The organism is Pseudomonadota bacterium (genome assembly GCA_016195085.1).
Classification (GTDB): domain Bacteria; phylum Pseudomonadota; class Alphaproteobacteria; order SHVZ01; family SHVZ01; genus JACQAG01.
In genome coordinates this window covers 31307-53406 of record JACQAG010000072.1, presented here as the reverse complement: position 1 = coordinate 53406, position 22100 = coordinate 31307, and the positions used below count along the sequence as shown (strand labels likewise).

At 65.7% G+C, this 22100-nt stretch carries 23 protein-coding genes and 1 tRNA gene; 21 read left to right on the top strand and 3 right to left on the bottom strand.

From position 1 onward, the window contains the following. The first annotated feature begins 74 nt into the window (after positions 1-74). Positions 75-1031 (top strand): allantoinase PuuE, encoded by a 957-nt coding sequence (gene puuE / locus HY058_19990; GenBank protein ID MBI3499582.1) that lies wholly within the window; start codon positions 75-77, stop codon positions 1029-1031. Here puuE and HY058_19985 read toward each other — a convergent pair. Continuing rightward, positions 1028-1840, bottom strand: coding sequence for an alpha/beta hydrolase (locus HY058_19985; GenBank protein ID MBI3499581.1), 813 nt, complete (start codon positions 1838-1840; stop codon positions 1028-1030). The two genes, puuE and HY058_19985, sit on opposite strands and share 4 nt — an antisense overlap. A 150-nt stretch (positions 1841-1990) precedes the next feature. Between HY058_19985 and HY058_19980 the strand changes: the two genes are divergently transcribed. The 10 genes from HY058_19980 (at position 1991) to HY058_19935 (ending at position 12963) form a co-directional block, all read left to right on the top strand. Further along, positions 1991-3964 carry an AMP-binding protein gene (locus tag HY058_19980; protein ID MBI3499580.1) on the top strand — a complete coding sequence of 658 codons (1974 nt, stop codon included), beginning with the start codon at positions 1991-1993 and terminating at the stop codon, positions 3962-3964. After that, positions 3907-4770, top strand: a complete 864-nt coding sequence (locus HY058_19975; GenBank protein ID MBI3499579.1) for an ABC transporter ATP-binding protein — start codon at positions 3907-3909, stop codon at positions 4768-4770. The genes HY058_19980 and HY058_19975 overlap by 58 nt, the downstream gene beginning before the upstream one ends. 153 nt (positions 4771-4923) lie before the next feature. Continuing rightward, positions 4924-5820, top strand: a complete 897-nt coding sequence (locus tag HY058_19970) for a branched-chain amino acid ABC transporter permease (protein ID MBI3499578.1) — start codon at positions 4924-4926, stop codon at positions 5818-5820. A 4-nt stretch (positions 5821-5824) separates the two neighbouring features. Next, the gene (locus tag HY058_19965; protein MBI3499577.1) at positions 5825-6889 is read left to right on the top strand and encodes a branched-chain amino acid ABC transporter permease; all 1065 of its coding nucleotides are present in this window, start codon (positions 5825-5827) and stop codon (positions 6887-6889) included. A 188-nt stretch (positions 6890-7077) separates the two neighbouring features. Beyond that, a complete protein-coding gene (locus HY058_19960) occupies positions 7078-8406 on the top strand; it encodes an ABC transporter substrate-binding protein (GenBank protein MBI3499576.1) in 1329 nt (442 codons plus the stop codon). Between the two features lie 181 nt (positions 8407-8587). Beyond that, on the top strand, positions 8588-9400 hold the full coding sequence (locus HY058_19955) for an ABC transporter ATP-binding protein (GenBank protein MBI3499575.1): 813 nt from the start codon (positions 8588-8590) through the stop codon (positions 9398-9400). Then, complete coding sequence (locus tag HY058_19950) at positions 9400-10647, top strand: AMP-binding protein (protein ID MBI3499574.1); 1248 nt, start codon at positions 9400-9402, stop codon at positions 10645-10647. The genes HY058_19955 and HY058_19950 overlap by 1 nt, the downstream gene beginning before the upstream one ends. A gap of 258 nt (positions 10648-10905) precedes the next feature. Continuing rightward, positions 10906-11544 carry a heme ABC exporter ATP-binding protein CcmA gene (gene ccmA / locus HY058_19945; GenBank protein ID MBI3499573.1) on the top strand — a complete coding sequence of 213 codons (639 nt, stop codon included), beginning with the start codon at positions 10906-10908 and terminating at the stop codon, positions 11542-11544. After that, positions 11541-12206, top strand: a complete 666-nt coding sequence (ccmB, locus tag HY058_19940) for a heme exporter protein CcmB (protein MBI3499572.1) — start codon at positions 11541-11543, stop codon at positions 12204-12206. Before ccmA ends, ccmB begins: the two co-directional genes overlap by 4 nt. A 37-nt stretch (positions 12207-12243) precedes the next feature. After that, positions 12244-12963 (top strand): heme ABC transporter permease, encoded by a 720-nt coding sequence (locus tag HY058_19935; protein MBI3499571.1) that lies wholly within the window; start codon positions 12244-12246, stop codon positions 12961-12963. Here HY058_19935 and HY058_19930 read toward each other — a convergent pair. Further along, positions 12960-13847, bottom strand: a complete 888-nt coding sequence (locus HY058_19930; protein ID MBI3499570.1) for a hypothetical protein — start codon at positions 13845-13847, stop codon at positions 12960-12962. The two genes, HY058_19935 and HY058_19930, sit on opposite strands and share 4 nt — an antisense overlap. Before the next feature lie 224 nt (positions 13848-14071). Here HY058_19930 and ccmD point away from each other — a divergent pair, with 224 nt between their 5' ends. From ccmD to HY058_19895, 7 genes are all read left to right on the top strand, one after another. Further along, entirely contained in the window at positions 14072-14278 is a 207-nt protein-coding gene (gene ccmD / locus HY058_19925; GenBank protein ID MBI3499569.1) for a heme exporter protein CcmD, read from the top strand. Beyond that, entirely contained in the window at positions 14268-14714 is a 447-nt protein-coding gene (gene ccmE, locus HY058_19920) for a cytochrome c maturation protein CcmE (GenBank protein MBI3499568.1), read from the top strand. The genes ccmD and ccmE overlap by 11 nt, the downstream gene beginning before the upstream one ends. Before the next feature lie 29 nt (positions 14715-14743). Further along, entirely contained in the window at positions 14744-16117 is a 1374-nt protein-coding gene (gene ccmI / locus HY058_19915; GenBank protein ID MBI3499567.1) for a c-type cytochrome biogenesis protein CcmI, read from the top strand. A 125-nt stretch (positions 16118-16242) separates the two neighbouring features. Further along, positions 16243-17097: a FadR family transcriptional regulator gene (locus HY058_19910; GenBank protein ID MBI3499566.1), complete on the top strand. Its 855-nt coding sequence runs from the start codon at positions 16243-16245 to the stop codon at positions 17095-17097. A gap of 207 nt (positions 17098-17304) precedes the next feature. Next, a complete protein-coding gene (locus HY058_19905) occupies positions 17305-18207 on the top strand; it encodes a TRAP transporter substrate-binding protein (GenBank protein ID MBI3499565.1) in 903 nt (300 codons plus the stop codon). A 123-nt stretch (positions 18208-18330) separates the two neighbouring features. Next, positions 18331-18834 (top strand): TRAP transporter small permease, encoded by a 504-nt coding sequence (locus HY058_19900; protein ID MBI3499564.1) that lies wholly within the window; start codon positions 18331-18333, stop codon positions 18832-18834. Further along, a complete protein-coding gene (locus HY058_19895) occupies positions 18831-20123 on the top strand; it encodes a TRAP transporter large permease (protein MBI3499563.1) in 1293 nt (430 codons plus the stop codon). The genes HY058_19900 and HY058_19895 overlap by 4 nt, the downstream gene beginning before the upstream one ends. Positions 20124-20340: 217 nt before the next feature. Here HY058_19895 and HY058_19890 read toward each other — a convergent pair. Further along, positions 20341-20416: transfer RNA gene (locus tag HY058_19890), tRNA-Ala, on the bottom strand. A gap of 125 nt (positions 20417-20541) precedes the next feature. Here HY058_19890 and HY058_19885 point away from each other — a divergent pair. The 3 genes from HY058_19885 to folD are packed head-to-tail and all read left to right on the top strand — an operon-like array spanning position 20542 to position 22042. Further along, a complete protein-coding gene (locus tag HY058_19885) occupies positions 20542-20832 on the top strand; it encodes a YggT family protein (GenBank protein MBI3499562.1) in 291 nt (96 codons plus the stop codon). 32 nt (positions 20833-20864) lie between these two features. Beyond that, positions 20865-21158 (top strand): DUF167 domain-containing protein, encoded by a 294-nt coding sequence (locus HY058_19880; GenBank protein MBI3499561.1) that lies wholly within the window; start codon positions 20865-20867, stop codon positions 21156-21158. Continuing rightward, positions 21155-22042, top strand: coding sequence for a bifunctional methylenetetrahydrofolate dehydrogenase/methenyltetrahydrofolate cyclohydrolase FolD (folD, locus tag HY058_19875; protein ID MBI3499560.1), 888 nt, complete (start codon positions 21155-21157; stop codon positions 22040-22042). The genes HY058_19880 and folD overlap by 4 nt, the downstream gene beginning before the upstream one ends. The last annotated feature ends 58 nt before the right edge of the window (positions 22043-22100 follow it).

Genomic DNA, 22100 nt, shown 5'->3' with positions numbered 1-22100 from the left:
GCGAGGATGCGCCACCGGACAATTTTCGGCTCGCGCCACAAGGCCATCGAGGACGCAGCAAGGCACCGCATGGAATGGAGGAACCCGTGGCTCTGAGCTCTCCTTCCGCTTATCCGCGCGACCTCGTGGGCTATGGGCGCCGTCCGCCCCAGGCAGGCTGGCCGGGAGCGGCACGCATCGCGGTGCAACTCGTCCTCAACTATGAAGAGGGCGGCGAGAACTGCATCCTGCACGGCGATGCCGCATCGGAGGCCTTCCTCTCCGAGAGCGTCGGCGCGGTGCCGTGGCCGGGCCAGCGCAACCCGAACATGGAGTCGGTTTACGAATATGGCTCGCGCGCCGGCTTTTGGCGGCTGTGGCGGCTCTTCACCCGGCGTAAGGTGCCGATCACCGTCTATGGCGTGGCGACCGCGCTCGCGCGCAACCCCGAAGCGGTGGCGGCGATGCGCGAGGCCGATTGGGAGATCGCCAGCCATGGCTTGAAGTGGATCGACTACAAGGACATGCCCGAGGGCGAGGAGCGCGTCCATCTCGGCGAGGCGATCCGCATCCACACGGAAGTCACCGGCCAGCGGCCGCTCGGCTGGTACACCGGTCGTTGCTCCGGCCACACCCTCAAGCTCGTCATGGAAGAGGGCGGCTTTCTCTACTCGTCGGATTCCTATGCCGACGATCTGCCCATTTGGATCGCGGGCCCGCGCGGGCCGCATCTGGTCATTCCCTATACTCTCGACACGAACGACATGCGCTTCGCCACCCCCCAGGGCTTCAACTCCGGCGATCAATTCTTCGGTTACCTCAGAGACGCCTTCGACACGCTCTACGCCGAAGGCGCGGAGACGCCAAAGATGCTGTCGATCGGCCTGCACTGCCGGCTCGTCGGGCGTCCGGGCCGGATCGCGGCGCTCGAGCGCTTCCTCGACCATGCGGCGGCCCATGATGGCGTCTGGCTCGCCCGTCGGATCGACATCGCGCGGCACTGGCACGCGCACCATGCGCCCGCGAAGGGGGCGCCGTCGCTCCGCTCCTAGCCGTCAACGACGCGCCGGACGAAATCCGCGATCAGCGGCAGCACGCTGGCGCGCGCCTGCGCATGGGGCGCGTGTCCGCAATTAGCAATGAGATGCGCTTCGACCGGACCGGCGATGCCGGACCGAATCGCCTCGACCTGCGCCTTGGTGCCGTACTCGTCCTCGACGCCTTGCAGCACCAGGGCGGGGCAGGCGATCTTCGGCAATGATGCGAGCGCGGAGAAGCCGCGGAAACCGGCGCTGAGCCACACATCGGCCCAGCCGCGGAACATCGTCTCGGTATTCTCGCCGTGATAGCGCTGGAGCCGGGGCTTGAGATCACCGGTCTCGAACGCCTCGACCGCCTTCCGGATACCGGTCAGCGTCTCCTCTTCCACAAATACATGCGCGGCCTCGGTCACCACGCCCGGCACGCGCTCGGGGAACGCCGCCGCAAAGAAGAGGGCAATGGTGCCGCCGTCGCTGTGACCGATCGGCACTACTTGGCTGATGCCGAGCCGGTCCAAAAGAAGAGGCAGGGTCTCCCAGGCCTCGCGCTGCATGAAATCCGGCGGCCGCTTGCCTTCCAGCCGCGAGGAGGCGCCATGGCCGATTCTGTCATAGACCAAGGCGGGAAGTCCGGTCGCCTCGGCCAGCGCGTCGGGCACGTCGCGCCATTGGCCGATTGATCCCAGACCTTCATGCAGGAAGAGGAGGATCGGCCCTACGCTCGCGGCGCCGGCGGCTTGGTTCCGAAGTTGCCTAATTGCTAGGCGATGCGGACCCAGCGCCAGCACCTCCGGCTTCGGTTCCGCTGGCCGGCCAGGCAATTGACCTGTATTTTCCATGTGCTAATGACCTTGCGTCGCCCAAGGATTTGAGCCGCACCGGCAAACAAAAGTCCAGGCGCCACCCGGGAGGTGACAGTGGGTCTCGAACACGGTCCTCGCCGTCAAGCCGCAGCATCGTCCTCGGCGCGCCTGCGGCTTGCCAATGCGGATACCTTCCCCAAGGTGCTGCTGGTCAACGCCAAGGTCTTCGCCGACCGCGCCGCCAACCGCGAGAAGGACCTCGGCATTTGGCAGACCTGGACCTGGGCGCAAGTGCTGGACGAGGTCCGCTGGCTTGCCTTAGGCCTGGCCGCCATGGGCTTCCGTCGCGGCGACAAGCTCGCGATCGTCGGCGACAACCGGCCGCATCTCTATTGGGCGATCACGGCGGTGCAAGCCTTGGGCGGCGTGCCGGTGCCGGTCTACCAGGATGCGGTCGCAACCGAGATGCAGTTCGTGCTCGACCATTGCGAGGCGCGCTTCGCCATCGCCGAGGATCAGGAGCAGGTCGACAAGTTGCTCGGCCTCAAGGAGCGCTGTCCGCTGCTCGAGGCCGTAATCTATGCCGATCCGAGAGGCCTCAGGAACTATCCGAAGGAGCAGCTACGCTCCTATGCCTCGGTGCAGGAGGAGGGGCGCAAATTCGAGGCGGCGCATCCCGGCTTCTTCCTGGAGGAGATCGCCAAGGGCAAGGCCGAGGATGTGGCGATCATCCTCTACACGTCGGGGACCACCGGTCAGCCCAAGGGCGTCATGCTGTCGCAACGCAACATCATGGCGACCTCGCTCAACTGGATCGAGCGCGAGGGATTGAACGAGCATGAGGAGTCGCTGGCCTACCTGCCGATGGCCTGGGTCGGCGACCACGTCTTCTCCTACGGTCAGGCCTATGTCGCGGGCTTCGCCGTCGGCTGCCCGGAGAGCGGCGCCACGGTGATGACCGATCTTCGGGAGCTCGGTCCCACCTATTTCTTCGCCCCACCCAGGATCTACGAGAACATTCTGACGACCGTCATGATCCGCATGGAGGACGCCTCTTACATCAAGCGCCGCCTGTTCCACTACTTCATGACGTTGGCGCGGCGGATCGGCACGCGCATCATCGACGAGAAGCCGGTCTCGCTCCTGCAGCGTTTGCTTTACGGCGTGGGCCACGTGCTGGTCTATGGGCCGCTCAAGAACACGCTGGGCTTCAGCCGCATCCGCCTTGCCTACACCGCAGGCGAAGCGATCGGCCCCGACATCTTCGATTTCTTCCGCTCGCTCGGCATCAACGTGAAGCAGCTCTACGGCATGACCGAGGCCTCGGTGGCACTCTGCATCCAGCCCGATGGCGAGGTGAAGCCCGACACCGTCGGCACGCCGGTCGAAGGGGTGGAGATCAAGATCACCGACACCGGTGAGGTCATGTACCGCTCGCCCGGCGTGTTCGTCGCCTACTACAAGAACGAGCGGGCGACCCAGGAGGCGAAGGCGGAGGACGGCTGGGTGCATTCGGGCGATGCCGGCTTCTTCGATGCCGACGGGCATTTGAAGATCATCGACCGCTCGAAGGACGTCGGCCGGCTCAACGACGGCACGCTCTTCGCCCCGAAATATCTCGAGAACAAGCTCAAGTTCTTCCCGCACATCAAGGAAGCAGTCGCCTTCGGCCATGGCCGCGACCATGCGGCGGCGATGATCAACATCGACATGAGCGCGGTCGGCGATTGGGCCGAGCGCCGCGGCATCGCCTATTCGAGCTACCAGGAGCTGGCCGCCATGGGCCAGGTCTACGATTTGGTGCGCGGCTGCATCGAAGCGGTGAACGCCGATCTCGCCCACGACCGCACGCTCGCCGGCTCGCAGATCAAGCGCTTCCTCATCCTGCACAAGGAGCTCGACGCCGATGACGGCGAGCTCACCCGCACCCGCAAGGTTAGGCGCGGCTTCGTCGCCGAGCGCTACCAGCCGCTGGTGGACGGGCTCTATTCCAGCCGGGAGCGGGCGGCGATCGAGACCGACGTCACCTTCGAGGATGGCCGCAAAAGCAAGAGCCGGGCCGAGATCCGCATCGCCGAAGCGCAATGCCTGCCGGCCGCCGCCCCGCCGGCGGAGCCCGAGCCCTTGCGCAAGGCAGGGTGATGGACGCTCCGGTCGGACACATCGGCCCGCGCCATATCGGCGAGAACTTGCTCGCCATCGAGGACATCGGCCTCTCCTTCGGCGGCATCAGGGCCTTGAGCGATGTCAGCTTCGACATCCGCAAAGGCGAGATCCGCGCCATCATCGGACCGAACGGCGCCGGCAAGAGCTCGATGCTGAACGTGATCAACGGCTTCTATCATCCCCAAGAGGGCCGCATCACCTACAAGGGCGAGACCCGCCGGCGCATGCGACCACATGAGGCGGCCCGGCTCGGAATCGCCCGCACCTTCCAAAACATCGCGCTCTTCCGCGGCATGTCGACCCTTGACAACATCATGACCGGCCGGGTCTTGAAGATGCGAGCCGGCCTCCTCCTGCAGGCGATCTGGCTCGGGCCGGCCAAGCGCGAGGAGATTCAGCACCGCGAGGTCTGCGAGCGCATCATCGACTTCCTGCAGATCCAGGCCATCCGCAAGACGCCGGTCGGCCGGCTCCCCTACGGATTGCAGAAGCGGGTCGAGCTCGGCCGGGCGCTCGCCGCCGAGCCGGATCTCCTGCTTCTGGACGAGCCGATGGCCGGCATGAATGTCGAGGAGAAGGAGGACATGTGCCGCTTCATCCTCGACGTGAACGACGAGTTCGGCACCACCATCGCCTTGATCGAGCACGACATGGGAGTGGTCATGGATATCTCCGACCGGGTGGTGGTGCTCGACTACGGGCGCAAGATCGCCGACGGCACGCCCGAGGAGGTCAAGCGCGACCCCAAGGTGATCGACGCCTATCTCGGCGTGCAGCACTGAGATGCATTGCGGAGCCATCAAGTACCCCCCTCCCCATCCCTCCCCCGCAAGGGGGGAGGGAGTAAGTACGCGTTCTTTCCTGTTACCTCCCCCCTTGCGGGGGAGGGTTAGGGAGGGGGGTGACGTGCGGCGGAAGCTCAGGTACTAGCGCCCATGGGATTCTTCTTCGAGGTGGCGATCGGCGGGTTGCTCGCGGGCGTGCTCTACTCCCTGGTGGCGCTCGGCTTCGTGCTCATTTTCAAGGCCTCGGGGGTGTTCAACTTCGCCCAGGGCGCCATGGTGCTGTTCGCCGCCTTGTCGCTGGTCAGGCTGGCGGAAATCATGCCTTTCGCGCTTGCCCTGATGCTTGCCTGCGCCATCATGGTGGGGCTCGCCTTCGCCGTCGAGCGCCTGATCTTGAGGCCCCTGGTGAACCAGGAGGGCATCATCCTGTTCATGGCGACGATCGGGCTCAGCTTCTTCTTGGACGGCTTCGGCCAAGCGATCTGGGGCAGCGACATCTACATCCTCGATTTCGGCGTGCCCAAGGATCCGATCTTCATCCTGGAGTCGCTGTTCGAAGGCGGGATCCTGGTGAACGAGTTCGACATCTTCGCCGCCGTGGTCGCCGGCGTGCTGGTGCTGGTGCTCGCCACTTTCTTCCAGAAGACGCGGATCGGCCGCGCGCTCCGCGCCGTGGCCGACGACCACCAGGCCGCCCAGTCGATCGGCATCCCCTTGAACCAGATCTGGATCATCGTGTGGGCGGTCGCCGGCTTCGTGGCGCTGGTCGCCGGCATGGTCTGGGGCTCGAAGCTGGGCGTGCAGTTCTCGATCGCGCTGGTGGCCCTGAAAGCGCTGCCGGTGCTGATCCTCGGCGGCTTCACTTCGGTCCCCGGCGCCATCATCGGCGGCCTCATCATCGGCACCGGCGAGAAGCTCTCCGAAGTCTTCATCGGGCCCTTGGTCGGCGGCGGCATCGAAAGCTGGTTCGCCTATGTGGTGGCGCTGCTGTTCCTCCTGGTCAGGCCCCAGGGGCTGTTCGGCGAACGGATCATAGAAAGAGTGTGAGCGGATGCTCTATCGCGAGGCCGGACAGTTCAAGACCAGCTACGCCGCCGACCAGGCGGTGTTCCCGATCCTCCAGGATCGCCTGGCGCTGGCCCTGGTGCTGGTCGTGGCCTTCTTTGCGGTGCCGCTCCTCAGCACGGACTATCTGCTCACCTCGATCCTGATCCCGTTCCTCATCCTCTCCTTGGCGGCGATCGGTCTCAACATCCTGGTGGGATATTGCGGCCAGATCTCGCTTGGCACCGGCGGCTTAATGGCGGTGGGCGCCTATGCGGCTTACAACTTCGCGATCCGCGTGCCGGGACTCGACCTTCTCGTCTGCTTCGTGCTGGCCGGCCTGACCGCGGCCGCCGTCGGCATGTTCTTCGGCGTGCCCAGCCTCCGGATCAAGGGTTTCTATCTGGCGGTCGCGACCTTGGCCGCGCAGTTCTTCCTCGATTGGTCCTTCAGCCGCATTCGCTGGTTCACCAACTACACGCCCTCGGGTTCGCTGGCGGCACCCCCGCTGGAGATCCTGGGATTCCGCATCACCACGCCGTCCGGGCGCTATCTCCTCACCCTCGCGATCGTGGTGGTCATGGCGGCGCTGGCGAAGAATCTGACGCGGGGGCGCATCGGCCGCTCCTGGATGGCGATCCGCGACATGGACATCGCCGCGGAGATCATCGGCATCCGGCCGCTGCAGGCGAAGCTCAGCGCCTTTGCAGTCAGCTCCTTCTTCGTCGGCGTCGCCGGCGCCTTGTGGGCATTCGTCCATCTGGGCTCCTGGGAGCCGGCGGCCTTCGACATCAACCGCTCCTTCTCGCTCCTGTTCATGGTGATCATCGGCGGCCTCGGCTCGATCCTCGGTTGTTTCCTCGGCGCCGGCTTCATCCTCGTCGTGCCGCTGGTCCTGAATCAGCTGCCGACCGCCTTCGGCATCCCGTTGTCGACGGCGATGATCTCCAACCTCGAAAACATGATCTTCGGATCGCTGATCATCTTCTTCCTCATCACCGAGCCCAGGGGGCTGGCGCGGCTGTGGGCGATCGCCAAGGAGAAGCTGCGCCTGTGGCCGTTCCCTCACTGAACCCGGCAGGTGCGGGCGCGATCCCGGGGAGGGTCGGGGAGGGGGTGATCCTCCCGTCGGTCCGCTCTTCGCGGCCCCGACCCCAAAGTCCGCCCCCGCTAGCTCCCCTCCACGGATACTTGTGCTAAGGTTTCATGGGGGTTCCGTCGCACCTGGCAAGCAAAGATCAACGATTAGGGAGAGGGACGATGCGCTTCACCAGAACACTCGCCTTGGCCGCGCTCGGCGCCGCCGTCGGCCTGACTGGGCTCGTCGGCCCGGCAGCGGCGCAGAATGAGCAATTCATTCCGGCGCTGGTCTACCGCACCGGGCCTTATGCGCCCAACGGCGCGCCATTCGCCAATGGCTTCGTCGACTACATCAACATGATCAACGAGCGCGATGGCGGCGTGAACGGCGTCAAGCTCGTGGTCGAGGAGTGCGAGACCGGATACGCCACCGACCGCGGCGTCGAATGCTTCGATCGCCTGAAGGGCAAAGGCCCGACCGGTGCTGCCTTCATCCATCCCTTGTCGACCGGCATCACCTTCGCACTCATCGAGAAGGCGCCCACCGACAAGATCCCGGTCATGAGCGTCGGCTATGGCCGCTCCGAGGCCGCCGACGGGCGGATCTTCCCCTGGGTGTTCCCGCTCTTGGGCACCTATTGGTCGGCCGCCGACATCCTGGTCCACCATCTCGCCAATACGCTTGGCGGCTACGACAAGCTCAAGGGCAAGAAGATCACGCTGGTCTTCCACGACTCGCCCTACGGCAAGGAGCCGATCCCGATCCTGCAGGAGCTGGCCAAGCGCCATGGCTATGTCTTCGAGGCGCTGCCGGTGACGGCACCCGGCGTCGAGCAGAAGGCGACCTGGCTGCAGATCCGCCAGGGCCGGCCCGACTACGTCTTCCTCTGGGGCTGGGGCGTGATGAACTCGACCTCGATCAAGGAGGCGGCAGCCGTCAACTTCCCGCGCAACCGCATGTACGGCGTGTGGTGGTCCGGCGCCGAGCCCGACGTGGTGCCGGCCGAAGCCGGCGCCAACGGCTACAACTCACTCGCCTTGCACGCGACCGGCACCAGCTACGGCGTGGTCCGCGACGTGCTGAAGCACCTCTATGACAAGGGCAAGGGTGCCGCCAAGCGCGAGGAGGTGGGCCAGGTACTTTACAACCGCGGCCTCGTCTCCGTCGCTCTCGGCATCGAGGGCATCCGGGTCGCCCAGGAGCGCTTCGGCAAGAAACCCTTGACCGGCGAGCAGGTGCGCTGGGGCATCGAGAACCTGAACCTCACGCCCGAGCGTATCAATCAGATGGGCTTCGAAGGCCTCTTGGCGCCGCTCAAGGTCAGCTGCCTCGACCATGAGGGCGGCAGCCGCGCCCGCATCCAGCAATGGGACGGCAAGGGCTGGAAGTTCATCTCCGACTGGATCACCGCGGACGACAAGCTGCTCCGCCCGTTCGTCGAGACCGCGGCGGCGAAATACGCCCAGGAAAAGAGCATCGCCGCCCGCGACTGCTCCAAGCCGGGCTGAGAGGACGTATTGCCGGCTAGGACAATCACCTCGTGACTGCCCCCACCCCGCCCCTCCCCCGCGTTCGCGGGGGAGGGAGTTTGACTTCGGCGTCCTTCGGTTCCCTCCTCCGCCGTTTTCGGCGGGGGAGGGTTAGGGTGGGGGCTGCGGTCGCCGGCCACCGTTTTAGACAGCGGCAGCGATGACAGCTCCGTCCTCCGTGCTCGCCGTCAACAACATCGAGGTCATCTACAACCATGTGATCCTGGTGCTGAAGGGCGTGTCGCTCGCCGTTCCCGCGGGCGGCATCGTCGCCTTGCTGGGCGCCAACGGCGCCGGCAAGACCACGACCTTGAAGGCCATCTCCAACCTGCTCCGCGCCGAGCGCGGCGAGGTGACCAAGGGCAGCATCGAATACAAGGGCGAACGGGTCGACCGCTTGAGCCCGAACGAGGTGGTCAAGCGCGGCGTCATCCAGGTGATGGAAGGCCGCCACTGCTTCGGCCACCTGACGGTCGAGGAGAACCTGCTGACCGGCGCCTTCACGCGGGCGGACGGCAAGGCGCCGATCCAGGCCGATCTCGAGAAGGTCTATGCCTATTTCCCGCGCCTCAAGGAGCGCCGCGGCGCGCAGGCGGGCTACACCTCGGGCGGCGAGCAGCAGATGTGCGCCATCGGCCGCGCGCTCATGGCAAGTCCGAGCACGATCCTCTTGGATGAGCCGTCCATGGGCTTGGCTCCGCAGCTGGTCGAGGAGATCTTCGAGATCGTGCGCCGGCTGAACGAGCAAGAGAGGGTGACGTTCCTCTTGGCCGAGCAGAACACCAACATCGCTCTCCGCTACGCTCATCACGGCTACATCCTCGAGAACGGCCGCGTGGTCATGGATGGCCAGGCGCGCCAGCTCAGCCAGAACGAGGATGTGAAGGAATTCTACCTCGGCCTCTCGGGAAGCGGCCGCAAGAGCTACCGTGACGTCAAGCACTACAAGCGGCGCAAGCGCTGGCTCGCGTGATGGTCGGCGCTTCCGGCGACTATTTCGACGAGTTGGAGACGCATGACCCGGCGCTGCGCGAGCGGCGGCTGTTCGACTTGCTGCCGCAGCAGATCCGGCTTGCCAAGGAAAAGGCCGAGGGCGTCGCAAAGTTGCTCCGCGATGTTACCCCCAGCGACATCACCTCCTACGCGGCGCTGGCGCGTCTGCCGGTCATCCGCAAGAGCGAGCTCATCGAACGGCAACGCCAGGCGCTGCCCTTCGGCGGCTTGAATGCCACCCCGGTCAAGGAGCTGGCCCGCATCTACGCCTCGCCCGGACCGATCTACGACGCCGAGGGGCGCGGGCCGGACTATTGGCGGATGGCGCGGGCGCTCTACGCCGCAGGCGTGCGCGAGGGCGAGCTCGTGCACAACTGCTTCGCCTATCACTTCACGCCGGCCGGCATGATGATCGAGACCGGCGCCGAGGCCTTGGGCTGCCCGGTGTTTCCCGGCGGCGTCGGCAACACCGAATTGCAGGTGAAGGCGATCGCCGATCTCAGGCCCGCGGTCTATGCCGGCACGCCGTCCTTTCTCAGGGTGATCGTCGACAAGGCGAAGGAGATGGGTGCCGACATCTCCAGCCTGAAGAAGGCGGTGGTCGGCGGCGAGGCGCTGCCGGCGAGCTTGCGCGGCCAACTCGCCGGACACGGCATCAGCGTGCTCCAGCTCTATGGCACCGCCGATCTCGGTCTCGTCGCCTATGAGAGCCCGGCGCGCGAGGGCATGATCCTCGATGAATGGCTGATCGTCGAGATCGTCAGGCCCGGCACCGGCGATCCTGTGGCCGAAGGCGAAGTCGGCGAGATCGTCGTCACCACCCTCAACCCGGACTATCCGCTTATCCGCTTCGCCACCGGCGACCTCTCCGCCTTTCTTGCCGGCCAAAGCCCCTGCGGGCGCACCAACCGCCGCATCAAAGGCTGGATGGGCCGCGCCGACCAGACGACCAAGGTCAAAGGCATGTTCGTGCATCCGGCCCAGGTCGCCGAGCTCCTCCGGCGTCACCCAAATATCACCAAGGCGCGGCTGGTGGTGGATCGCCTGCAGCAGGCGGATGTGATGACGCTGCATTGCGAGTGCGCCCAGCCGGATTCCGACCTCGCGGCGGCGATTTCCCAGTCGATTGAAGCCGTGTGCAAGCTCAAGGGCGAGGTCATGCTGGTCGTGCCCGGCAGCTTGGCCAATGACGGCAAGGTGATCGACGACGTGCGCAAGCTCGACTGAGCCGCCGGCAGCCCCTCGAATGAGGCAAATGCGGCAAATCCTGCCTTCGTTCCGCCCAGCTCGCTTGGTTAAGTGTCGCCATGAGAGAGGTGGCTCAGCCATCTCGGCTCTTGAGCGCGCGGCGCCGCCCCCCCCTCCCCCGGCGCCGCGCCGCTCTCCTCCCGGAGCCGCCGGTCCGCCGATTGTCGGACGCGCGGCTCGGCTTTTTCGGATCCCCCGTTCTTGCTGAGGCATGCCGAGGATAACCCGCTTGCCTTCATCGGCCGCGATCTCGCCTGCGTGCGCGGCGAGCGGCTGGTCTTCTCCGGCTTGAGCTTCCGTCTCGAGCCCGGTCAGGCGCTCGTCGTCTCCGGCGCCAATGGCAGCGGCAAATCGAGCCTGCTCAGGCTGATGGCGGGGTTGGTCCCGCCCGAGACGGGCTGGCTCGGCTGGGGTGAGGTCGGGCTCGACGCCGATCCCGACGCCCACCGCGCGCTGACGACCTATCTCGGTCATCTCGATGCGGTGAAGCTCGCCTTCACCGCCGGCGAGAATCTCCGGTTCTGGCTCGCCTATGCAGGCCGGGAGGCGAATCCTTCGGCGCTGGCGGCAGCTCTCGATGCAACCGGCCTCAGCCATCTCATCGACATGCCCGCCCGCTTTCTCTCCCAAGGCCAGCGCCGCCGCCTGGCGCTCTCTCGCATCCTTGCCAGCGGCACCCGGCTCTGGCTGTTGGATGAGCCGACCAACGGCCTCGATGCGGCCTCGGTCGCCGCCATCGAGGCGGTCCTCGCCCGGCATCGAAACGGCGGCGGCATGGTGGCGGCAGCGCTCCATGGCGGCCTGGCCCTTCCCGGCGCCCTTCGCCTCGATCTCGCCTCCCGGCCGCCGCCAGGGCCAAGTGCGGGCGGGCCATGAAGGCGTTCACGGCGCTTCTCCTCCGCGACGTGCAGCTCGCTTTCCGCCAGGGTGCCGATGCGGCCATGGCGGTCCTGTTCTCGGTCATGGTGGTGATGCTGTTCCCCTTCGGCGTCGGTCCGGAGCCGGAGATCCTGGCTGGAATCGCCGCTGGTCTGGTCTGGGTGGCGGCCTTGCTGGCCTCCATGCTGTCCCTCGACCGCCTGTTCCAGGCCGATTACGAGGACGGCACCTTGGATGCGCTCTTCATGGGTCCGCTGCCGCTCTTCGCCGTGGCGCTGGCGAAGGTGCTCGCCCACTGGATCGCCACCTCCGTGCCGCTCATCGTGGCCACACCGCTCTTGGCGATCCTCCTCAACATGCCGGCCTCCGGCTTCCCGAGCCTGGTTCTCTCGATGGCGCTGGGCACGCCGACGATCAGCCTCATCGGCGGCATCGGCGCGGCGCTGACCTTGGGCGCCAGACGCGCCGGCGTGCTAGTGGCGCTCCTGGTACTGCCGCTGGTGATCCCGGTGCTGATCTTCGGTGCCGCTGCGGTCGAAGCCTCGCTGACCGGACTTTCTCCCCGGCCGCATCTTCTGCTGCTGGGCGCCCTCTTGCTGGCGGCCTTGCCGCTCACACCTTGGGCGATGGCGGCCGCCCTCCGCCAGGCCTTGGCTTGAGCGGCCCATGGTATAAGCCTCGCCGATGACGATGACCCTGCACCGCTTCGCCAACCCTGCCCGGTTCCAGCGCCTGGGGCGATCCTTGCTGCCATGGACCAGCGCGATTGCCGCCGTCGCGATCGCCGCCGGGCTCACTCTCGGCCTCTTTGCCTCACCCGCCGACTATCAGCAGGGCGAGACCGTGCGCATCATGTATGTGCATGTGCCGTCCGCGTGGATGGCGATGTTCGTCTACACCACCATGGCGGTGGCGAGCGCCACGGCGCTCGTCTGGAAGCACCCGGTGGCCGAGCTCGTCGCCGAGGCCGCCGCACCGATCGGCGCCGCCTTCACCTTCATCTGCCTGGTGACCGGGGCGCTATGGGGTCAGCCCATGTGGGGCACCTGGTGGGTGTGGGACGCGCGGCTCACCTCGGTCCTGGTGCTGTTCTTCCTCTATCTCGGATATATCGCGCTGGCGCATGCCTTCGACGATCCCAGCCGCGGCGCCAAGGCCGCGTCCATTCTGGCGCTGGTCGGCTGGGTCAACGTGCCCATCGTCAAGTTCTCGGTCGACTGGTGGAACACCTTGCACCAGCCGGCCTCGATCACCCGCTTCGATGCGCCGGCGATCGACACGGCGATGCTGGTGCCGCTCTTGGCCATGGCCGTCGGCTTCACCGCCTTGTTCGCGAGCCTGCTCATCTTGCGCGTGGAAGCAGCGATCGCCGCCCGCCGGATCCGCGCCCTCAGGCTCCTTGAGACCCGCGGCTAGCCCCGCTTCTGGAACAGACGCTGCTGCTGCAGCGCGTAGCTTGCGACATGCTCCTTGAACCAAGCCGGCTTCGAGGCCTGGATGCGCCCGATGACGTAGTAGCCGACCGCCATCATCTGCGCGAAACCTGCCTCATGCGGCAACGGGACCGCGAGACGTGCGTTGCCGAAATCCTCATTCTCGCAACCAAATGCGATGAACAGTTCCTTCTCCCAAGAGACGACGGTCTTGCCGTGCATGGTCTGATCGACGGTATAGCAGCGACCGGCGAGGCGACCGCCGAAGAGCTCGTCGAACTTGGTCACGAACATCGGCTGCTGCACCTCGAACTGGGAGCGGAGCATGAGGTAGAAGGCTCGGTAGGGTGCAAGATCCGGCAGACGGGGCGCCACCTCGTCGAGGATGAATCGCTTGATGCCGGCTGGCTCCTCGCGGGTCTTGGCCAGCATCATGCCGAGATATGTGGAGGTGTTGTAGGTGAGCGGCTCGGGCAGGCTCCGTGTCGCCAGCACGCATGCGGCATCGATGAGCGCCGCGGCCGGGGAGTGCGGCTCGCAGGTGATGAGGTAGGGCTTGAGCCCGCGCCGGATGAGATCGCCGATGATCCTCGGCGCATGCTTGGTGCCGGAGGCCGAGATCACGACAGCGTGATCGATGTCGGGCTCCCGTTCCAGCAGCCGCCCGTATTGGCTCTCGCTCGCGAAAACAGCGCACTCCTCGGCGAACAGGATCCGCCCGGTCGGCAGCGCATTGCCGCTGGCGACGATCAGGCGGCGGCGCGCCTTCGGCAGCCTCATGGCCGGAATGACATAGGAGGCATGCAGGTCGAGAGCCTGCAGCACCACATCGTCGAGATGGGGAATTCGGGTGTTGGCGCGGGACATGGTAAAATGAGGCTCGCACAAGTACCGGGATAATCCCAGCCTGCTGGAATCCCTGGGAGCTAGTGTGATGATTCCGAAGTTCGTCGGCGAACTTCGGAATCTGAATCACACTAGATTCGATAGATTAGTGGCCGGCTTGTCCCTGAAATTCGCGGACGAATTTCAGGGGCGGGACACCAGGGAGGCTTGGTGCTGAGACGGGTGCGCGCTATGTGTGGTCGGAGATGAATACGTTCAGCCAATTCCTCGCCATGGGCGGCTATGCCGGCTTCGTGTGGCCGGCCTACGGGGTGACCGCGGCGGTGCTCGTCCTCTTGCTCATCGATACGCTGCGGCGTGTGCGGCGTCGGCGCGCCGAGCTCGTCCGGCTCGAAGCGCCCGGCCGCGGGCGTCCCAGCGGCACCGCCGAGGCAGGAACCGATGACGCGTAAGCGGCGTCGCCTGCTGCTGCTGATCATTGGAATGGCGTTCTTGGGCTCGGCGACGGCCCTGGTGCTCACCGCCTTCGAGGACAGCCTGGTGTTCTTCTACAGCCCCAGCGAAGCCATGGCGAAGCAGGTACCGCCGGACCGGCGGTTTCGCTTAGGCGGCCTGGTCGAGCCGGACAGCGTGAAGCGGCGCGCCGACGGCGTCACCACCGATTTTCGCGTGACCGACGGCGCCAGCGGCATTCCCGTCACCTATTCCGGAATTCTTCCCGATCTGTTCCGCGAGGGCCAAGGCGTGGTGGCGGAAGGCAGCCTCAAAAACGGCGTATTCCATGCACAGACTGTGCTGGCCAAGCACGATGAGAAATACATGCCGCCGGAAGTGGCCGAGGCCCTGAAGCGGAGCGGGCAATGGCGAGAGCCGAGCAAGACCCCGTGACGTCAACCCATTCCTAAAGCATCGGTGCCGTGATCTTCTGGTTTGCGATCGCGCTGATGACCGCCCTGGTCGTGCTGGTCGTGGGATGGCCGCTCCTTCGCGGCCGCACACCTGCGCCGAATGCCAGCGCCCACGGGATCGCGGTCTATCTGGATCAGCTGGCAGAGCTCGAGCGCGATCGGGTGGCAGGCCGTCTCGGCGACGGCGAGGCCGCCGCCGCCAAGCTCGAGATCGAGCGCCGGATCCTCCGCGAAGCCGCCACGGCCGTGCCCGCGCCAAAGAACGATAGCCGGCGCGTCAGGCTGGCGACCGCTTCGCTCCTCGCCTTGCTCATGCCGGGGCTTGCCATCCTTCTCTATCTTCGCCTCGGCTGGCCGGACATGCCGGATCAACCGCTGTCCGCGCGGCCGTCGGCCTCGAGCGAGGAGCGGCAGGATCCGGCGTCTCTGGTGGCCGAGCTGGAGCGGCGTCTCATCGACGGCAGCAGCAGTGCCGCGGAATGGACGCGGCTCGGCCGCGGGCTCATGTCCCTCCGCAAGCCCAAGGAGGCGGCGCGCGCCTTCGGCAAGGCGGTGGCGCTCGCTCCTGAGGAGCCGGAGCTGATCTCGGCTTATGGCGAGGCCCTGGTCGAGGCCAATGATGGAAGTGTCATCCCCGCGGCGCGCGAGGCCTTCGATAAGGCGCTTCGGATCGATCCCGACGAGCCCAGGGCGCGGTTCTATCGCGGCCTCGCCTTGGCCCAGCAGGGTGACGCCGGACTTGCAGTCGATGCCTGGCTCGCCCTCGAGCTCGACTCGCCCGCCGATGCGCTCTGGCTGCCGGTCTTGAAAGCCCGGCTCGAGGAAACTGCACGCGCGGGCAGGATCGACCTCGAAGAGCGCCGTGCTTCGCTCCGGGAGGCGAATCCTGCCGCCGCCCCCGCCAGCACCGGCGCCGGCGTTCCCGTCGATCCGGCCGCCCGCGGGGCGATGATCCGCGCCATGGTCGATGGTCTGGCGGAGCGCCTCAAGCAAGAGCCCGGCGACCTCGAAGGCTGGCGCCGGCTCGCCCGCTCCTACGCGGTCCTGGGCGAGCGCGAGAAGGCGCTTGAAGCGCACACCGAGGCGATCCGTCTCGCACCGGATCGGATCGACGTGCTGCTCGACTACGCGCACACGATCTATCCGCCGGGCAAGACTTCCGGCCCGCTGCCCGATGCCTTCGTCTCCACCATGCGCCGGGTGCTGCGCTTGGCCCCGGAGAATCCCGAGGCACTGTTCTTCGTGGGCGAGGCCGAGGCGGAAGCCGGCAACAAGGCCCGCGCCGGCGAGCTCTGGCGGAAGCTCCTGGCCCAGCTCGATCCGGCGAGCCCAACCCACGGCGCGATCCGGAAGCGGATCGACGGGCTGGCGGTGACGAACTAACCCCGACCGGCAGTTCCGGACAGGGCTGCGCGCGCCCGGCGCTCGCGGAGGCTCGATGTCCAGTCGCTCGACCGGCCGGAAGGCGTTGACAAATAGTCTGACAATTACGATTATAGATTGGATAATTGCCGCAAGCCAAGTCCGGACTTGCCATGATCGTTCGAGACATGCGTTTCCGTCGCGCCGGTCCCGGCGCCGACAGCGATGTCAAGCGGCGCAAGGCCGCGGGCGTCCTCGACAAGCTCGGGCAAATGATCGTCGACGGCAGCTATGCGTCGGGCCATCGGCTTCCGACCGAGGAAGATCTGGCACGAACGCTCTCTGTGAGTCGGGCCTCGCTGCGCGAGGGCCTCAAGGCGCTCGCCGGCAAAGGTCTGATCGAGTCTCGAGCGAGGCGGGGCACGACGGTTCTCGCGAAGAGCCAGTGGGACATGCTTGACGCGGATATTCTGCGTTGGATGGCGGCGGCGCCGCCCGACGAGGAATTTCTGATCGGGCTGCTCGAGGCGCGCGGGATCTTCGAACCCGGCGCTGCGCGTCTCGCCGCGCAGCGCGCGAGTGCCGCGCAAATATTGGAGATCGAACGCGCGTTTCGAGGGATGGCCGAGTCATTGCCGCATGACGTCGAGGCCTGCTGCCGGCACGACCTCGTCTTTCACGAGACCATCTTGCGTGCATCGGGCAACATGTTGTTGAGCCGGTTGGCGATCGCGATACGCACGGCATTGCTGACGCTGTTTCGGACCAGCGCGAACGCGCGCAAATCCTACGAAAACTCCCTGGCTGAACATTTGGCGGTTGCAGCAGCGATCCGCAAGCGCGCGCCCGACGACGCCGAGAAAGCGATGAGAATTCTGCTTGCCGGAACGGCACGCGATCTGGAGCCCGTCTTCGGGGACGGCGCAGGACGGCAAAGCATCCGGGACCGTGGGCGAAACGCAGCGCGCGGCAAACGTCGATCGCGCCTGCGATTGGTATGACAACGACTCGAAAGGGCGGAAGAACTCAGCTTTTCATCGGACCGGCAAACGACCCAGCCGAATCGGCATCAAGAGACCAAGTAAAGGGAGGAAGGCATGACGTTCGCATCGACTACCCTACGGCGATTTGCTCTCGCCGTATTCGCTGCTGCTTTGATCCTGTGCACTGCCGGCGGCGCCGCATTCGCTCAAAAGAAGATCATCCGCGTGAATCACGCTGGCGCCGACGACATCGTCGGCACCGAGCATCAGATGTATTCCTGGGTTTTCGCCAATTACGTGAACAGCCGATCGCAGACCCTCGATGTCAGGCTGTTCCCTAATAGCGGGCTTGGGCAATCGCGCCAGGTGATCGAAGCGATGCAGCTCGGTTCCGGCGCCAGCATGCACATCGGCGGCATGGCCGAGTTCGCCAATTTCTGCAAGGCGAAATGCGGCGTGATCGGGCTGCCCTTCATCTTCCGGGGCTACGATCACGTCCAGCGTGTGCTGGACGGCCCGGTCGGCGCGGACCTTTCCAAAGAAATGGAAGCGGTCGGATTCAAGGTCGTCGGCTATCTCTATTCGTGGGGTTACCGAAACGTCGCGACCGCGAAGAAGGAGATCAAGACGGTCGCGGACCTCAAGGGTCTCAAAATCCGTACCATTCCGACGCCGGTCTTCGTCGGCGCGGTGAATGCGATGGGCGCCTCGGCGACGCCGATGAATTTCGGCGAGGTCTATACGTCGCTGCAAACCGGCGTGCTCGATGGCTTCGAGCACACCGCATCGACGACCCTGTCGTTCAAGTTCTACGAAATCGCGAAATATTACGCGCTGACCCAACACTTGATCGACCCGACGGTGGTCGCATTCTCGCTCGCCGAATGGAGCAAGCTCGACGCCAAGGAACAGGCGACCATCATGGAGGCCTCGAAGCTTGCGACCGACATTGCCCGGGCGATGTCGCCGATCCGCGACGCGGAGAGCCTCGCTGACCTGCAGAAGCGCGGGATGATCGTCACGCGTCCCGACATGAGCGAGGCGCGCGCCAAAGCTGCCGACGTGCAAAAGGAGATGGCGGCGAAGCTCAATGCCGAGGATTTGCTGAAGCAGATCCTCGCCCAATAGAGGAGCCGGCCCGACGCGGGGAAGGGCTCCGACGACGGAATCCTTCCCGATCGAGCCCGCGATCCTTACCGCATTCACAGCGCGACGGCGCCGGAACGAGGCGCGGTTGCAGGGGGCTTTCGAGTGATCGAGACAATCAATCGCGTGATCGACCGTTCGATCGAATGGTGCGTCGTCGCGGTCTTCATGTTTATCGTCGTGGTCGGCGGCATGCAGGTATTCAGCCGCTTCGTTCTCAACATGCCGCTCGCCTGGAGCGAGGAGATCCAGATTTACGGACATGTCTGGATGATCTTTCTCACGATCCCGATCGCCTACAACCGCGGGGCTCATATCCTGATGAATATCCTGCTCGAACGAATGCCGGCCGGCATTCGGCGGACGATCGCGATCCTCGTCGATGTCATGTGGCTGTGGCTCGGCCTCTCCATCACGTTCTTCACGATGCGTCTCGTGCGGGTCGCCGCCTATCAGATGAGCCCGTCTCTCGGAATTCCGATGAGCTACATTTATCTCGGCATGATCGTCGGCGGTGCCTATCTGACGCTCGTCGCTTTGCGCAAGCTCGTCGCGCATCGGCACGTTCGGTCGATCGCCGTGACCCCGGCGCAGGACGCTCCGCTATGATGCTGCTTGTGCTGCTGCTGGCGATTCTCGTGCTCATTTTCGTCGGGGTGCCCATCATCCTATGCATGGGCGTGGTCGGCTTGGCCGGCATGCTCTGGCTGCCGGGCGTCAACGGTGCGCTGTTTCCGCAGCGCATGTTCGGCATGCTCGATACCTATGCGCTGCTCGCGCTGCCCTTCTTCATACTCGCCGGATCGCTGATGTCGCATGGCGGCTTGAGCCGCCATCTCGTGCGCTTCGCCCATACGCTGGTCGGGCATTTCCAAGCTGGCCTCTGCCACGCCTCGATCGTCTCCAGCATGGTATTCGCCGGCGTCTCGGGCTCTTCCACCGCCGACGCTTCCGCCATCGGATCGGTGGTGATCCCGACCATGAAGGAGGCCGGCTACAAGCCGGGATTCGCCGCAGCGCTCATCGCCTGCGCCGGCACCATCGGCGCGATCATCCCACCCAGCATGGTCATGGTGGTCTATGGATCGATGGCGCAGGTCTCGATCGGCGGACTGTTTCTCGGCGGCATCGTGCCGGGCGTTCTGGTCGGCCTGTTCCTCATGATCACGGTCAAGATACACACATTTCTGCCGAGTTTTTCGGAGTTGCGCGCGACCAGAGGCAACTTCGACCTGTGCGAGGTCTGGCGTGCCTTGATCGAGGTCTGGCCGGCGCTGCTGGCGCCCGGCGTGATCGTCGGCGGGATCCTCACCGGCGTCTTCACGGCGACCGAAGCGGGCCTGATCGCCTGCTTCTATGCGTTCCTCGTCAGCAAATACGTCTATCGCGAGCTGAACTTCAGGGATCTTCCCGCGATCTTCCTCGATGCGGCGACCGTCACCTCGATGGTGTCGGGCATCATCGCCATGGCGGGGGGATTCAGCTGGCTGCTCGCCTACCTGCAATTCAACGAGATCGCGATCGCGCTGATCACCGGCTTGGCGACCACCAAGACCGGCGTCCTCGTCGTCCTCACCGTCGCGATGCTGATCTTGACCATGTTCGTCGAATCGATGGCGATCCTGATCATATTCGTGCCGGTCGCGGTCTATATCGGCTCGACGTTCAACGTCGATCCGTTCCAGCTCGGCCTGATCATGGTCATGTCGAACCAGATCGGCTCGACCACGCCGCCGGTGGCGGCGCTATTGTTCGTCACCACCTCCATTGCCCGCACGACCTACGACCAGACCGTGCGCTTCGTGCTGCCGTTTATCATCGCCGAGGTGCTCGTGCTGTTCTTGGTGGTGTTCTTCGAGCCGGTCGCTGCGGCCATTCCCAATTGGGTCTTGAAGTAGCCGTTGTCGACCCTTACGCGTTGCGCGGTGACGGTTTCTTAGAGCGAATCGCGTGCCACCCGCACGTATGAAGAGGACGCCCCGGCCGCCGGCGGACCGTTCCAGCTTCCGCGTGCGAATTGGGGCCCAAGAGCGACAACCGCTTCCGACGGAGCGATAGGTCCTCTCCCGGGGCGACATCTGCTCGCCCGACGACAATCGGCGAAATCGGAGGGGTTGGTGGAGCCGAGGAGGATCGAACTCCCGACCTTCGCATTGCGAACGCGACGCTCTCCCAGCTGAGCTACGGCCCCATCCGCTGTCAGAGGGGGTATAAGGGCGCCCCGGCGCGCCTGTCAAGCCGCGGCATTTTCTTGCACGGGCACCGTGGCATCGCTAGGGTGCCGGCAACGAAAACAAGCGTCCGCGGCCAACGCCCATGCTCAATCCAGTCTCCGACCTCATCCTTGTCGTGCTGGAGCTCTATACCTGGGTCGTCATCATCTCGGCGATCATGAGCTGGCTCGTCGCCTTCAACGTCGTCAACACCTCGAACCGGCTCGTCTACACCATCGGCGAGTTCCTCTACCGGCTGACCGAGCCGGCCCTCAGGCCCATCCGCCGTCACGTGCCGATGATCGGCGGCGTCGACATTTCGCCGATCGTCCTCCTGCTGGGCCTCTATTTCCTGAAGCGGCTGGTGATTTGGGTCAGCGTCAACTACCTCTAGCCGCCGGCAAGGCATCCCCGAGCCCGGTTCGTCTGCTTCCCGACGGTGTGTTGTTGACGGTGCGCCTCACGCCGAAGGCGTCGGCGGCGCGCATCGGCGGCATCGTCGTCGATGCCGCGGGAGCGGCTGCGCTCAAGGTGTGGGTGACGGCGGCGCCGACGGAAGGCCAAGCCAATCAAGCCCTCATCGAACTCCTGGCCAAGCGTTGGCGGCTGCCGAAATCGACCATCGCGCTCGAGCGCGGCGCCTCCGACCGCACCAAGACGCTCCGGATCTCGGGCGATGCGGAGAGCCTGGCGCAACGCATCCTCCAGGCTGCGGCATGAGCGAAGCCATGCTCATCGACGGCAAGGCGCTGGCCGACCGGATGAACCGGGAGACCGCCGCCGCAGTCGCCCGTCTCGGCCACGAGAACGGCGTCCAGCCCGGCCTTGCCGTGGTGCTGGTCGGCAAGGATCCGGCAAGCCAGGTCTATGTTCGCAACAAGCGGCGCGCCACGGTCGCCGCCGGTATGCGCTCCTTCGAGCACAAGCTGCCGGCAAGCGCCGGCGCGGCCGCGGTGCTGGCGCTGGTCGCGAAGCTCAACGCCGATCCCGCGGTCGACGGCATCCTGGTGCAGCTACCGCTGCCGGCCGGGCTCGAAGCCGCCCCCGTGCTGGATGCGATCGACCCGGACAAGGACGTCGACGGCTTGCATGTGGTCAATGCCGGCCGCCTGGCGCTTGGCGTCGACGGCATGGTCCCTTGCACGCCACAGGGCTGCATGCATCTCATCGACACGGTCGGGCGCCCGCTCGAGGGCCTGCGGGCCCTGGTGCTGGGCCGCTCCAATCTCGTCGGCAAGCCGGTGGCGCAGCTCCTCCTGCAACGCCACTGCACGGTCACCATGGCCCATTCCCGCACCCGGCATCTTCCCGAGGAGTGCCGGCGCGCGGATATCCTCATCGCCGCGGTCGGCCGCCCCGAGATGGTGCGGGGCAGCTGGATCAAGCCCGGCGCCATCGTCATCGATGTCGGCATCAACCGGGTCGAGCGTCAAGGCAAGCCGATCCTCGTCGGCGACGTGCTCTTCGCCGAGGCGAGAACCGTGGCCGGCCATTTGACCCCGGTCCCCGGCGGCGCCGGTCCGATGACGATCGCCTGCCTCTTGAGCAACACCCTCAAGGCCGCCTGCCGCCGGCGGGGCATCAAGCTGCCGAGCGTCGGCTAGCGCGCAGGCAGCTCGCGGCACACGAAAACCCTCACCCACCCGCGCTTTGCGCAGGTCC

Excerpts from the sequence above, each read along its gene's own strand:
- HY058_19960 (MBI3499576.1), top strand. The coding sequence starts at position 7,078 with ATGCGCTTCACCAGAACACTCGCCTTGGCCGCGCTCGGCGCCGCCGTC.
- ccmE (MBI3499568.1), top strand. The coding sequence starts at position 14,268 with ATGACGCGTAAGCGGCGTCGCCTGCTGCTGCTGATCATTGGAATGGCG.
- HY058_19895 (MBI3499563.1), top strand. The coding sequence starts at position 18,831 with ATGATGCTGCTTGTGCTGCTGCTGGCGATTCTCGTGCTCATTTTCGTC.
- ccmD (MBI3499569.1), top strand. The coding sequence starts at position 14,072 with ATGAATACGTTCAGCCAATTCCTCGCCATGGGCGGCTATGCCGGCTTC.
- HY058_19965 (MBI3499577.1), top strand. The coding sequence starts at position 5,825 with ATGCTCTATCGCGAGGCCGGACAGTTCAAGACCAGCTACGCCGCCGAC.
- HY058_19930 (MBI3499570.1), bottom strand. The coding sequence starts at position 13,847 with ATGTCCCGCGCCAACACCCGAATTCCCCATCTCGACGATGTGGTGCTG.
- folD (MBI3499560.1), top strand. The coding sequence starts at position 21,155 with ATGAGCGAAGCCATGCTCATCGACGGCAAGGCGCTGGCCGACCGGATG.
- HY058_19885 (MBI3499562.1), top strand. The coding sequence starts at position 20,542 with ATGCTCAATCCAGTCTCCGACCTCATCCTTGTCGTGCTGGAGCTCTAT.
- ccmB (MBI3499572.1), top strand. The coding sequence starts at position 11,541 with ATGAAGGCGTTCACGGCGCTTCTCCTCCGCGACGTGCAGCTCGCTTTC.
- HY058_19975 (MBI3499579.1), top strand. The coding sequence starts at position 3,907 with ATGCCTGCCGGCCGCCGCCCCGCCGGCGGAGCCCGAGCCCTTGCGCAA.
- HY058_19955 (MBI3499575.1), top strand. The coding sequence starts at position 8,588 with ATGACAGCTCCGTCCTCCGTGCTCGCCGTCAACAACATCGAGGTCATC.
- HY058_19950 (MBI3499574.1), top strand. The coding sequence starts at position 9,400 with ATGGTCGGCGCTTCCGGCGACTATTTCGACGAGTTGGAGACGCATGAC.
- HY058_19970 (MBI3499578.1), top strand. The coding sequence starts at position 4,924 with ATGGGATTCTTCTTCGAGGTGGCGATCGGCGGGTTGCTCGCGGGCGTG.
- puuE (MBI3499582.1), top strand. The coding sequence starts at position 75 with ATGGAGGAACCCGTGGCTCTGAGCTCTCCTTCCGCTTATCCGCGCGAC.